Annotated in this window: 6 protein-coding genes and 1 pseudogene; 1 reads left to right on the forward strand and 6 read right to left on the reverse strand. The window is 70.7% G+C overall.

What is annotated here, in order from left to right; all coding sequences use genetic code 11:
- Window positions 1–305 precede the first annotated feature (305 nt).
- A complete protein-coding gene (gene mobF, locus ACFC1X_RS06255; RefSeq protein WP_376349220.1) occupies window positions 306–4,751 on the forward strand; it encodes a MobF family relaxase in 4,446 nt (1,481 codons plus the stop codon).
- Window positions 4,752–4,931: 180 nt separating this feature from the next.
- Here mobF and ACFC1X_RS06260 read toward each other — a convergent pair.
- The 6 genes and pseudogenes from ACFC1X_RS06260 to fxlM all read right to left on the reverse strand — a co-directional run.
- Window positions 4,932–5,992: pseudogene (locus tag ACFC1X_RS06260) on the reverse strand (hypothetical protein); the annotation flags it as partial.
- Between the two features lie 34 nt (window positions 5,993–6,026).
- Window positions 6,027–7,040: a thiopeptide-type bacteriocin biosynthesis protein gene (locus ACFC1X_RS06265; RefSeq protein WP_376349222.1), complete on the reverse strand. Its 1,014-nt coding sequence runs from the start codon at window positions 7,038–7,040 to the stop codon at window positions 6,027–6,029.
- A complete protein-coding gene (locus ACFC1X_RS06270) occupies window positions 7,022–8,251 on the reverse strand; it encodes a lanthionine synthetase C family protein (RefSeq protein WP_376349224.1) in 1,230 nt (409 codons plus the stop codon). The genes ACFC1X_RS06265 and ACFC1X_RS06270 overlap by 19 nt, the downstream gene beginning before the upstream one ends.
- Entirely contained in the window at window positions 8,248–11,310 is a 3,063-nt protein-coding gene (locus ACFC1X_RS06275; RefSeq protein WP_376349226.1) for a lantibiotic dehydratase, read from the reverse strand. The genes ACFC1X_RS06270 and ACFC1X_RS06275 overlap by 4 nt, the downstream gene beginning before the upstream one ends.
- Window positions 11,311–11,419: 109 nt before the next feature.
- Complete coding sequence (gene fxlA, locus ACFC1X_RS06280) at window positions 11,420–11,617, reverse strand: FxLD family lanthipeptide (RefSeq protein ID WP_023416956.1); 198 nt, start codon at window positions 11,615–11,617, stop codon at window positions 11,420–11,422.
- A gap of 52 nt (window positions 11,618–11,669) precedes the next feature.
- A complete protein-coding gene (gene fxlM / locus ACFC1X_RS06285; RefSeq protein WP_376349228.1) occupies window positions 11,670–12,908 on the reverse strand; it encodes a methyltransferase, FxLD system in 1,239 nt (412 codons plus the stop codon).
- Between the last annotated feature and the right edge of the window lie 82 nt (window positions 12,909–12,990).

Here is a 12,990-nt window from a genome sequence, read left to right on the forward strand (position 1 = left end):
CCGTCCCGTCCGGGGCGACGTAAGCGACCGCGAACTCAGTCGCCGGCGTTCCGGCAGAACGCATGGACCACGTCTGTCTAACCCACCCATCGCCGCAAGGTAACTCTTCAACCTGCAAGCTCCCCCGCAATGTATAGCTTCAATCCGCAGTCTCTGAAGTCACAGGACAGCCGCCCCGAGTGCCCGAGGCCCCCTCGTTGATCATGATCTTGAATTTCAAGGACCAAGGTATCGTCACTTCGTGACGATACAATCAGCCAAGATGATCGGAACTGACCGGATGAGAGCGGGGGGTGAGCGGGCCGATGGGATGGGTGACCATGATCGGCCCCTCCGACGAGCAGGTTGAGTACCGCCTTACCGGCGGCCACGGATGCGGGAAGTCCGTTGCGGTACACGCCGCCCCCCTCATCGACGCCATTGAGGCCAAAGCCGCCGGGGCCCCCGTCGCCTCCCTCCTCGCCAACCGCGAGGCCAAGCGCGCTTTCTTTCGCGCCCGCGGGCTCATCCGCAGTAAGGGCACCGCGCGGTTCACCGGGTTCGACGCCGTCGAAGTCGCCGCCGCAGCCGGACTCGACGCCCGAGAGCTCTACGGTGAACAGGTCCTTCCCTCACGGCCGACCGACGGACAGGTGGGCTACCACCTGGACGCCGGCGAACGGCCCCTGGTCTGGATCGGCGGCGGGCTCACCGAGTTCGACATCACGCCCGGCGGCGTCCTCGCCCCCGAGCAGTTCCCGGCGGCACGGCGCCTCATGCACGGGGAAGATCCCCGGACCGGGCAGACCCTTGTGGAATCCAAGCTGGCCATCGCGCCGGCCGCCAAGCTCCCCGCCGCCCCGCTGGCTCGCGCCATCCGCCGCGCCGCCGCCGAACGCAGCGTGAACCCCGTCTCCCTGCTGGACTCCAAGCGCAAGCAGGACGCCTTTCGCCGGATGGAGAGCCAGCTCAAGCGGTTCGGTGAGTCGCACCGCGTTCCCGTCTCGACGGTGCTGAAGCTCGCCGACGCCGTCGGCATCGACGCCGTCGACCTCTACGGCGAGGACGTGGTGGAGAAGGCCGTGTCCGCCGAGGCGGGCGGCCACCTGGACGCCCGTGCGCTCCTGCGCGCGGTCGAGGCCCGTGCCACCGAGACCGGACAGCAGCCCGCCGACCTGTTCGACGCCGCATCCATGAAGCGCCGGTACGCCCAGACCGAAGGTGAAGGTGCACGTCGTCTCCGGGACCTGCCGATGGACGTCCGCGAAGCTGTCGCGATAGCCAAGGCGGCGGGACTCGCGCCCGAGGACGTGTGGGACGCCGAGGAGATCAAGGGCGCCCTCCTCGAAGGCCGCGTGCAAGTCGGCAACCGTGGTGCCGACGTCACCTTGGACTTGGCGAAGTCGAAGTCCGCGTTCCTCGCGTACGCGCCCGAGGAGATCGCCGCCCAGGTCGAGGGCATCTACAAGGATGCCGGCCGCGAGTCCATCGGAGCCCTGGAACGGTGGACCGCGTACGCCATGCGCGGCCACCACGGCGACGGCGACGAGGCCGAGACCGTGAAAACGAGCGGGTTCTCCGGCTGGATGATGGTCCACCGCGCCGCCCGCCCCGTCGACGGCGCCCCGTACGGAGACCCCCACTTCCACCTGCACTTCACCCTCGCCAACATGGTTAAAGGCGCCGACGGCAAGTGGTCCACGATGGCCAGCGGGGGCCGCGACCTCCACCGGCACACCCGCGCGACCCAGTCCCTCATGAACGCCCGCATCCGCCGCGCGCTGACCAATGAGTTCGGCATCAGCTTCCGCCGTGAGGAGCGGACGGGAGCGTGGGAGATCGCAGCGATTCCCGAGGCCACGATCCGGCTGTTCAGCAAGCGCGACAGTCAGGTCCGGGACCTGCTGACGAAACTCGGCATCGACTACGACAGCGCCACGACCCGTGAGCGCACCGCCGCCTCCACCGCGTCCAAGGCCGCGAAGAACGGCGAGGCTGCCGGGGTCGGGGACGATGTTCTCCGCGCCTACTGGCAGGCCGAAGGTCGCGCGGCCGGAGATGACCCCGACGCCATCGCAGCCAGCGCGATGGAACAGGCCCGAGCCGACCAGACCCCCACCCTGGACGAGCTGTGCGCCCAGGTCTTCGACCCCAAGACCGGCTTGACCAGCCACTCCAAGGAGTTCACCCACGCCGCCGCCATCGCCGCCGTGCTGGATGCCCTCCCGTACGGCGTCGCGGACGCCACCGAGGCCGAACAGCTCACCAACTCCGTACTCCGGCACGCCGGATACGCGGTCCAGCTGAACCCGAAGGGCGCCCAGCACTTCGCGCATGCCGACCGGTACACCACGGCGGATGTCGTGGCGGCCGAAGCGCTGATCGTCTCCGAGGCCACGAACCGGCTCGGGACCCAGGTCACCGCCGTCAGCAGCGACACGGTCGACATGACGCTGTCCACCGTCGAGGCTCAGCACGACGGCAGCTTCACGTTCTCCGACGAACAGCGTGCCGTTCTCGAACGGCTGCTCACGGCCGGGCACGGAATCGACGCCGTCGTGGGCATCGCCGGATCAGGCAAGACCACGATCATGGACACCGCGCGCCAGGCGTGGGAGGCGCACGGTTTCGTCATCGCCGGCGCGAGCACGGCCGCCGTCGCCGCCGCGAACCTGAAGGCCGAGGCGGGCATCGAGTCCCGCACCGTCGCGTCCTGGTTGACCGGCATCCGCACCGGAGGCTCCGGTCTCTCCGGCGTGGACGTGTTGGTCGTGGACGAGGCCGCGATGTGCGATGACCGCGACGTCGCCGAACTCCTCACCCACGCCGCGGAAACCGGCACGAAGGTCGTCGGCATCGGTGACCCCAAGCAGCTCCACTCGCCCGGCATCGGCGGCAGCTTCGCCGCCGTGCACCACCTCGTGGGCGGGCTCACCCTCAGCCAGAATTTCCGCCAGAAGGACATGGTCGAGCGCCGGGCACTGGAGCTGTGGCGCGACGACAACCGCGTGGAATCGCTCCGTACCTTCGCCGGGACTGGCCGCGTGCACGCTCTCGCGGACAAGGACGCAACCCTCGCCGCGATGCTCACCGTCTGGGCCGACAAGCGGGCCGCGCACAACGACGACCACACCGCCGTGCAGCAGCTCCTCATGCTCGCCGCCACCAACGAGATCGTGGAAGAGCTGAACACTGGCGCGCGCGCACTGCGGAAGGAGAACGGCGACCTCACCGGTCCCGAGCACTCATACGCGCTGCCCGGTGGTGGCGAGCTGATCCTGTCCGTCGGCGACCAGGTCCTAATACGGGTCAACGACTACCGAGGCAAGAAGAGCCGCGGGCAGAACGAAGACGTCCTGAACGGCTACCGCGGAATCGTGCGAGCCGTGGACGAGGAACGCCGGGTTCTGGTCGAGTGGCGGGAGAAGACCGAGGACGGCAGCCGTGACGTTGCCGAATGGGTGGACGCCGACTACATCGCACAGGGCGGGCTCAGCCTCGGATATGCGATCACCGGCCACAAGTCGCAGGGCCTCAGCGTCCAAGAGGCTCTGGTCTACGGACCCGGCGCTCAGGCGAATGCCCTGTACACCATGATGTCGAGGGACAAGGCCGAGTCCCACCTGTTCCTGCCGCTCTCTGTCTACGAGACCGACGCCGACCGCGCCCGCCACGGCGACGCACTCACCGACCAGGAGCAGCTTGACCGCGCCGTCGCTGGCCTCATTCGCGAGATCGAGAACGGCACCGAGGAACGCATGATCCTCACCGAACTTCCGGAGAACGCGGTCCCTGCCCACGTCCGCCAGGTAGTAGCGGACCTCCCGATCCCGCGCGCGCCCGGCGCCGACGAGCACCACGACGCAGACACTCCCGAGGAGGCTCCGGAGCACGAGGACCGCCCCGCACCGACGGACGCCGAGCCGACCATGGCGCCGGCCACACCCTCGGGGCCCGCCCCGACGGCTGACCGTCCATACGCTCACCTCGGTAACTCGGCACTGCGTGACGCCGTGCGCAAGGCCGCCATCGCTGCCCGCGCCACAACGACGGCGGCCGACAAAGCGGAAGCCGCCGCGGATCGTGCCGAACAGGAGGCTGCTGCCGGTGCAGGCCCCAATTCGCTCGCGCACCAGCGCAGTCATCAGGACGTTGCCGAACGGGCCGTGGCCATCCGCGAAGTCCGGTTGCTGGACGGCACGATCGCGGAAAGCACCGCTCGACTGAACGGCACCGAAGCCCGTATCGAGGGTCTCGAACAGCAGCTGGCCGCGCCGGGCCGCTTCGGGCGGGCGGCACTCCGCGGTGACGAGCGTGCTGTGGTCGAGGCGGACCGGGAAGCACTCCTTCGTACCCGTGAGGAGACCGTCCAGGAGCTGGAGCAGATGGACACGCTGCTCCAGGACGTCACCCGGCAGGCCGGACCCGTCAACGAGTACGAAGCTGTGCTGACGGAAGCGGACATGCCGCAGCAGGAGAAGGTCGCGCTGCTCCGGCGGGCCAAGGCCCAGGACAACGAGGCAGCCAAGCAGCTCCGGGCCGAAGCCATCAAGGCTCGAAGCACTGCTTACGGCGCGGCGTACCGGGCAGAGGGTCTTCGGGATGAGCTGTCGGCACGAGCTGAAGCGAAGGCGCCGTTGTCAAGTGACGCGCGGCCTCGCCGGTACGGGCGGGATCGGGCTCTCTCCTCTCCGTACATCGGGCAGGCTGACGTGCATGCACATCAGGGGCAAGAGGGGCCAGACCAGCCGCCCACGGGGCTTCTGCTGTGATGACATCGACTGCCCGTAAGTCGGGCGTAATTGAAGGTCTCGCGATCTGGATTTGTCGCAAAGCGCTGGGTTATGGGTCCGTTCGGGTCCATGACATCCCCCGGCGTTAAGACGACGAAGTGCGGGGAAGGCCGCGTGGTGCCCGCCGGCCGATCGGCGGGCACCACGCAGTCGGATCAGCTACTGCCAGGTGACGCGGACGCGGTTCAGCGGGGTGTCGAGGACGAAGGCACCCGGCTGCTCGACCACGGGCGTGTCGAGCGGCAGAATCTCGAAGGAGGCGTCCCGGCCGCGGTACTCGCGATCCCAGGTGCGGACGGCGTCGGCGACCCGGGCGGCCAGCTCGTCGCTCCCGGGGCCGTGGCCGATGACGCCGAACTCCCAGAGCTTGTCGGCCTCGGGAGTCTTCTCCGCGGAGGGACGTCGCGCGAGGTAGGTGATGGTGCCTTTCTCGACGGCGGCCGTGGCCGAGGGGTAGAGGTCCTCGGTGAGCACCGTGGCCTTGGCGGTTTGGGGGAAGAGCATCCGGATCAGCCCGGACGGCATGACGCAGGAGACGAACAGCTCCATCCACTCCGGTGACTCCCCGGCGCGGACCGTCATCCCGGTCCACTCCTCGACGCGCGGCTGGTCGAGGACACCGGCGAGAGCGTCGGCGTCGATCGCCAGACCGGCCGGGGCCTGGAGGCGCACGGCGCCGTCCGTGCTGAGCGGCACGACGCGGCGGTCGTCGTCGGCGATGCCCCGGCGCAGCGGCATGAAGGTGTTCATCTTCGAGCCGACCGACTGCCACCGGCCGTCGCGCTTCCGCTCGGGCCGACGAGGTGGCCGATCAGGGCGGCGTTGTAGCCGGTCCCGGCGCCGAGTTCGAGGATGCGCTCGCCCGGCTGCGCATCGAGCTGATCCAGCATGAGGGCGACGACAGCCGACTGCGAGGCGCAGGAGATTGAGGTGCCCTCGGGGTCGTACTTCACGTTGACCGGGCTGTTGTCGTAGGCGTCGGCCAGCGGGGCGTTGGGGACGAACAGGTGCCGGGGCACGGTGCGCAGGGCGGCTTCTACCGCGGAGGTACGGGCGGGGCCGTCGGCCTTGATCTGGTCCACCAGCGCATTGCGGAGCTGTTCGGCGTTGGCCCCGGGGGCGGTGAGTGCGTCGGTGTTCACCGCGCTGACGCTATGGGCCGCGGAGCCCGATCCCGCTGCTGACGCGGTGTTTTCACTCGTTCTCATGACTGACTGCCTCTCGCGGTCGGCGCGGGGGGGAAGGCCGCACCGCTCAGCAGGCCTGTGTCTGGTCGTCTTGGTGCAGGATGGCCGCCCTAGCTGCCCAGGCCAGGATGCTTTGCCCGCGCATGGACAGCCCGAGCCGGTTCCAGTGGAAGATCACGTGGTAGCTGAGCACCTGCCGGAGGCCGCGGTCCAGCGTCCCGGTCTGAACGGCACGGCGGAGTTCTTGCCCTGTGCCGCGGAAGGCGCCAGCCCATGCGGAGACAGGCTCCAGCAGTCCGCCGGGGCGCAGCAGGACGTCGCTGTCGGCGAAGAGCAGGGGCCGGATCTCCTGGGCACGGGCGTCGAGCCGGTCTTGGGGGACGTCGCTGACGGCCGAGCGGTGCTCTTTCGTGATGACGTGGTGCCAGACGTCCCCCTGCTCGTACCACTCCAGGCCGGCGGCGCGCATCATGATCGTGCAGAGGAGAACGGACAGCTCGCGTGGTCCCACGGCCAGGTCCGTGCGCTGCCTGAGTTGCGGTGCCTCTCGGCTGTCGGTGACGAAGAGGGCGTGCGCGGCCGTCATGCTGGCCTCGCCTCCGAACGCTGCGGTCTCAGGCTCGTAGATCCCGGGCCACCAGCGAACGAGGTGTCCGTCGGCGACGAGGCGGTGCAAGCCGAGTCGGTCCGGGCCCTCGGCGATGCCGAGCTGGACGCCGATCCCGGGCCGGACACGGAGACGCAGGCGCCAGCAGGGGTGCTTCCTGGTGTACCACCAGCCGCCGATGAGGCCGGAGGTCTCCCCCTCGTGGAGGAGGGGCAGGACGTGGGCGGTGAAGGTTTCGTCGGCTTTCGCCCAGTCGGTGAAGTGGAGGTACACCTGCCACCAGTCGACCTTGGGGGTGTGCCGGGCCAGGGCCTCCCGGCCGGCCTGGTCGTAGACCGCCACGGCGTCGGACAGAGTCGTCGGTTCCATCCCGTACTGGGCCGCGACCTCGGGGACCGGCAGGCCGGTGAGGGCAGCGGCGACCGCGCGCTGGATCGGGCCCGGCTCCGTCAGGATCAGTTGATCAGGAGACATGCGTCCCATCCGGTGATCGGGGCCTGTTGTGAGGCGTGGGTGGTCAGGGCGAGCGCGGTGCCGGCGTCACCGTTGATCAGGCCAGGTCCGGGAAGGCCGGGCTGGGCGTTGGCCGCGAGGGTGTCGCCGAGGCTCTTCGGGAGGATCTGAAGACGGGGGTCGAGGGCATCGGCGGCGGCGCGGGTGGCGGTCTGGTAGATGCCTGCCCAGCCGTGGCACAAGCCGGAGTCGGTGACCTGGGCGAGCTGTTGGGGGTCGGTCAGGGCGCGGTACAGGGCGTCCTCGTAGAACGCCTGGACGTTGGGTGCGTGCAGGGCTAGCCCGGCGAGTTGCCCGGCTCGTGCGATGCCCGTGGTTCCGTAGCACCAGCTCGGCCGGGCGGGAGCGTCGTGGTGGGGGCGCCCGCGGTCGAAGTCGCGGCGTGAGATGTGCTCGGGCCACCAGGGACCGGAGGGACTGAGCTGGCACCAGGTATCGAGGTGTTCGCAGATGCTCCAGATGGCTTCTCGGTGGCCGCTGATGGTGATGCCGCGGCGCATGGCCTGGGCCAGCAGGAGGAGCGGGCCGGTGATGCCGTGGGCGGCGCCGAAGTTGCCGTGGCCGCCCGGGAAATGCGGGGACTCACCGCGGGCCGGGTCGTGGCGGACCCACCAGCCCGGCAGGCCGCGGCCGTCGGGGACGAAGGGGCGGGTCAGGGCGACGAGGTACTTCAGGACTCGTTCCAGGGGCAGCCCGTCGGGGTCGGTCCGCAGGAAGTACGCCCCGATGCCGGTCAGGCCGTAGAGCAGGTCGTACTCGGCGAACGTGGGCAGGTCGCCCTTGCGGATGCGGGTGAGGGCGGCGTCCACGCGGCGGTGGGTCAGGTCGGTGATGTGCTGGTGCAGGGTCCGGCGTGCCGGTTCGTACAGGTGCTGGAAGGCTGCGGGGACGGCGGTCAGGACGAAGCCGAGGGCTGGGGCGCCGATGAACAGCCCCGCGGTGTCGGCCGCGCTGATGTGCCCGGCCGCTGCGGTGGTGATCCATTGGTGGGCGGGGCGCCAAGAGCCGCCGTGCCGGCTGGCCGTCTCGATGTGCAGCAGGCTGATCCCGGCGGCGCCGTCGGCGAGGGACTGCACCGCCCACGGCTCGTCCGGGGGCGGCGGGGCGGGTTGTGCGAGTCGGTCGGTGTACTGCTCCAGGATCGCCGCGGTGGTGACGGCCGCCGCGGTCATCGGGCCGCCCTCCGGTGTTGGAGGGCCGCGGTCCTTACGAGCCGGATCGTGGTCTCCTCCGCGCGCGGGTCGACACCCAGGGCGCGGACGTGGTGCTGGTGCAGCAGCGACCTGGCGACGTCGAGCGGATCACGCTGACCGGCCAGGGCCGTCCGGTAGCTGTCCACGGCGGCGGCGCGGGCCCGCCAGGCTTCGGTGACCGCAGGGCCGCCCGGGAGGGCCGCGAGAACGGAGGCGCTGTTCGGCGCGGCGAGTTCGAGTACCTGGGTACGCAGGTCCCGGTTCAGTCGCCCGGCGCCCTGGGGGAGGTGGCGCACCAGCCACTCCTCGGCCGCCGTGGTGCCCGGCGCCAGCGGGGTGACGAGGTGCAGGGCGCTGGCCGCGGCGAGGGCCTGCGGGGCGAGGGCGTCGATGCGCTCGGTGAGCTGGATCTGCGCGAGCGCGGCGGCGGAGTCCGCGGCGAACACCTGGTGCGCGGCGTCCAGGGCCGGCCCGTGGCCGAAGCGTCCGGTCTGCGGCTGGTACGGAGCCAGGACGAGCCCGGCCGCCAGACCGGTCTCGTGCAGGCTCTCCGCCCACCTGCGGACGTGCTGGGCGGCGGCCCCGTATGCGTCCGGCGACAGGTGCAGCGTGAGGTCGAGGTGCTGGTCGGCTTCGGGGCGGGCCATCTCCCGGTGTCGGGTGAACCACCAGAGTGGCGGGAGGTCGCTGAACGCGGCGAGGAGGCTGGGCAGGTGGCGGCTCAGGATCTCGTCGTAGCGGCGCGGATGGGCGTTGAGCTGTGCGAGCAGGACATCGCCCGCGCCCGGAAGGTGCCGCTCGGGTGCCGCCGACGCCGCGGGGCGCGGCCGGGGCACGACGGCGGTGTCCGGCTGCGACCGGCCCAGGGAGAGCCAGATCTCGTGTGCGCGTCCGATCCAGCCGTGGGCGTCGGCGTCCGGGACCTCTCGCAGCTCCAGGCGCCGGGCGTTGTCGAGGTGGGCGCGCAGCGCTCGGCGGTGGACCGGGTGGGACAGGTCGAGGGGGAGGCGCTGGTCGTACTCGATGATGGCGACCTGCGGCGGGACGTGCAGCCGGTCCCGCCAGATGGCGAAGGCGTTCTCCCACTCCTCGGTCGGGGCTTTGCGGACGGGCAGTTCGTCGGCCATCAACAGCCATCGGGCCTGCGTGAGGATGGTGCGGCGGTAGCGCACGCGGGGGAGGAAGGGGAGCCGGGAGCCGGCGCCGAAGTCGAACGGCTTGTAGGCGGCGAACCGCCCGTGGGCCACCTCGGCGAGGAACCGGGCCAGGGGCGGGGTCTGCGTCCCGCCTTCCAGGGCGTGCAGGACCCGCGCGTTGATGCGGCGGCCGGTGGAGAGCTGCACGAGGTGGAAGGTGCGCGGGTCCGCGGTGACGGCGATGTCGGCGAGCGGGATCGTCGCCTCGTCCGTCTCTTGGTGGCCGGACAGCTCGATGACGTTCGGCAGCAGCCGCGGTGTCCGGGTGACGTTCTCGTTGCGGTGGCGGCGCGGCGGGAACACGAGCTGCGCCGTGAGGCCGTCTGGCGCCCCGTACGTGGCGGCGAGCGCGTCCTGATGCTCGGGCGGCAGGACGTGGGTGAACCGGCCGGCCATGCTGCTGCCGGGGCGGGGGACCGCGGTGAGTAGGAGGACGAAGGTGCCGCCGGACAGCGCCCGGGTGCTGGGGGAGTGGACTTCGAAGGCGACCTCCACCCTGGGCACGAACAGCCGCTCGTCCGTCCCGGCCGCTTTCTCCAAGGCGTCGACCATGTCGTCCGTCAGCCGCAGTTCACGGCCGCCGTCCAGGAGGACCTGCTGCATCAGCGCGAGCAGCAGTTCGTCGCGGTCGGTGCGCACCTTCAAGGCGGCGCCGCGTTCGGAGCCGACGTATCCGGCGGGCAGGCCAAGGCCGCTGTCGGCTACCAGGTCCAGCACCGGAACCAGGGCGCCGACGCCGTACCGGGCCCGGAAGCGGCGGTGGTAGTCGCGCCAGTGCTGGTAGCCGTAGGGCTGTGGGGTGGTCCGGTAGAGGGCCGAGACGGCTGCTTGCGCTTCCGCGATCACGGCCTGCGGGAGCTGGGTCTCGCAGTCGAGGGCGGTGTCAATGAGCAGCGGTGTCGGCGTGACGGGGGTGAGGGCGCGCATCCGCGCGGCGACGGCGCTCACGCTGGTGTCGGAGAGGGTCGGCTGGTGGGCGGACAGCTCGTCGCGTAGGGCGTACAGCGCGTGGACCAGGTCCCGCACTTCGGGGATGCTCTCCGCTTGGAGCCGGTCCAGTTCACAGCACAGGTGCTGGAAGGCGTCCACGGTGGCCATGGGCGCCCACAGGCTGGTGATGAGGAACTGCTGCTCGACCAGGCTGGCGAGAAGCGCGTCGATCTTCTCCGGAGTGGCCTGCGGGAAGCGGGCGCGCAGGTGGCCGTGGAGACCGCCGTAGGGGACGGGGGTGCAGGCCGCGGCTATGGCGGCGGCCACCGGCCGGGCGTTGCGGACGGATATCTCGACCGGGGCCAGGAGGACGGCGTGGCCGTCGGAGGGCGGACCGGGCGCCACGAGCCGGTCACCGCGAGCGCGGGCGGCGTTGTTGGCGACGACCGGTAGCCGCTTCAGCAACGCCGGGGTGCGCTGAAGCCGGAGGACCATGTCGGTGACCCATTCGGCGTCCGGCCGGATCACCGCGCGGTGCTTGTCGCGCCACCGTGCGCTCGCCCGGGGCCCGACGGACACCGGGGCGGTGCCGGCGAACAGGCCGAGCGGGGTCGGCCGGTGCTGCCACCGTAGGAGGTAGGAGACCGTCGACAGTGCGGTGCGGCGCACCTGCCGGGGCTCGGCCTGTCGGCCCCGGACGACGGCCTCGATGGCGTCGGACAGGACAGGGGTGGCCAGCTCCAGCGCGCTGCGGAAGTCCTCGCGCTGCCATATGCGGTTCAGCCATCCGCGGGTGACGGCCACGTCGTCCAGGTCGAGGGTACGGGGGATGTCTGCCGGCCCGGGGCTGGTGGTGGCGCGCAGCATCGCAACGCCTTGCCACAGGTATCCGGCGGCTGCTCGGGAAGCCATGAGGCCCTTCCATGAGGCGGCGCGGGGAGGGGGGAGGGGCCTGTGGGCCGGGCGAAGCGCTTCGCCCGGCCCACAGGTGAGGGAGTCGACCTGAATCAGGCCGGGTGGATCAGGCCGGGTCCTCGGTGAAGGAACCGCAGGCGGAGGCACCGGTCGCGCAGGTGGTGCCGCAGCCGTCGCCCGTGGAGCACATGAGGTGGCCGTACGAGTGCTCGGCGATGACGACCTTCACGTCCAGGGGCGCGAAGTCGTCCTCCAGGTCCGCCGCGGGCGCGACCGGAGGCGGGGCGAGAGTGGCGCTCGTCATGATGTGCCCTTCTTCTCGTTGGGGTGGTGCGGGATGGCCTGGCTCCCGGGTGTTACGCCGAGGGCCAGGAGAGCGAGATCCGGCTGTGCACCTTGTCGATGACCCGGTCGGCCGGGATCTGCTCATCGGGGGTGCTGGCCGGGTAGACCCGGATGACCGGGCTGGGGCCGCCGCGCCGGTTGGCCTCCCAGTCGCGGAGGACGTCGGCGATCTTGTCGGCGAACTGCTCCGCGTGCGGGCCGAGGGCGTGCACGCCGTACTCCAGGTGCTTGTTGTCCTCGGTGCGGCGGGTGACGAGGTAGGCGAAGGTGTCGTCCTCGACGGCCGCCAGGGCGAACCGCTTGCTCACGGGGTCGACCAGGTCCGTGTCGGAGTTCTCATCGACGGACATGGTGCAGAAGCCCGGCAGGCTGATCGCCATCGCCATCTGGAGCGTGTCGATGAGTTCCTGGATGCGGACGGTGACGCCGGTCCACAGTTCGTGGCGCGGGAACGTGACGGCGTTGTCGAGCCGGTGCGGGTCGGCCGGCAGCCCGTCGTCGAACTTGAGCGCGATCTCCGGGGTGCCGTTGACGAGGAGGAGTTCTTCCCGGTGGGCGTTCGAGCCCTGCATCGGAACGAAGCCGCAGATCTTCGCCGACTCGCTCTCCAGGTAGGGGCCGTGCGCGCCCGCGATCTGGGTGAAGGAGATCGACCGGGTCAGGCCCCGCATCCGCAGCGGCACCACGAGCCGACCGCCGGACTTGAGCTGCGCGGTCCAGGCCGGGGAGATGTCCCAGGCTCCGGCGGTCACCATCACGACGTCGACCTCACCGAGGTCCGGGATGGGCTCGGCGGCGTCGACCGTGACGACGTGCACCCGGCCGTAGCCGTGCTCGTTCAGGAGCCGGCGCGCGCGGTCGGTGACCTCGCGGTCGATGTCCACGGTGACGACTTCGCCGTCCTCACCGACGAGTTCGGCGAGGTAGGCCGCGTTCAGGCCGCCCGAGCCGATCTCCAGGACCCGCATCCCGGGCTTCGCCTGGGCCTGCTCCAGCATCATGGCCTGGATCTGCGGCGCGGAGACGGAGCTGATCTGCACACCGTGCTCGTCGGTCTTGGTGATCACGGCGGCGTACGTGTCGTACGCCTTGTCCAGCGGAGTGTCGGCGGGGGTGAACTCGTGCCGGGGCACCGTGCGCATCACCGCTTCGATCTCCGAGGAGGAGATGTTGCCGTCCGCGCACAACTCGTCCACCACCTTGTTCCGCAGGCGGCTCGCCTCGTCGGGCTCAACGGTCGTGTTCGTCATGACTTCCTTCGGTCGTTCGTGTTCGGGCGAGGTAGGCCGGCACACGCGCCGGCGGGCGGGGAGGCTATCGGCGAACGCTCTC

It is taken from the genome of Streptomyces sp. NPDC056128, assembly GCF_042263835.1.
Lineage (GTDB): Bacteria > Actinomycetota > Actinomycetes > Streptomycetales > Streptomycetaceae > Streptomyces.

What these genes read in the sequence shown, in the direction of transcription:
- mobF (WP_376349220.1), top strand. Translation starts at nt 306, where the DNA reads ATGGGATGGGTGACCATGATCGGCCCCTCCGACGAGCAGGTTGAGTAC.
- ACFC1X_RS06265 (WP_376349222.1), bottom strand. Translation starts at nt 7,040, where the DNA reads ATGTCTCCTGATCAACTGATCCTGACGGAGCCGGGCCCGATCCAGCGC.
- ACFC1X_RS06270 (WP_376349224.1), bottom strand. Translation starts at nt 8,251, where the DNA reads ATGACCGCGGCGGCCGTCACCACCGCGGCGATCCTGGAGCAGTACACC.
- ACFC1X_RS06275 (WP_376349226.1), bottom strand. Translation starts at nt 11,310, where the DNA reads ATGGCTTCCCGAGCAGCCGCCGGATACCTGTGGCAAGGCGTTGCGATG.
- fxlA (WP_023416956.1), bottom strand. Translation starts at nt 11,617, where the DNA reads ATGACGAGCGCCACTCTCGCCCCGCCTCCGGTCGCGCCCGCGGCGGAC.
- fxlM (WP_376349228.1), bottom strand. Translation starts at nt 12,908, where the DNA reads ATGACGAACACGACCGTTGAGCCCGACGAGGCGAGCCGCCTGCGGAAC.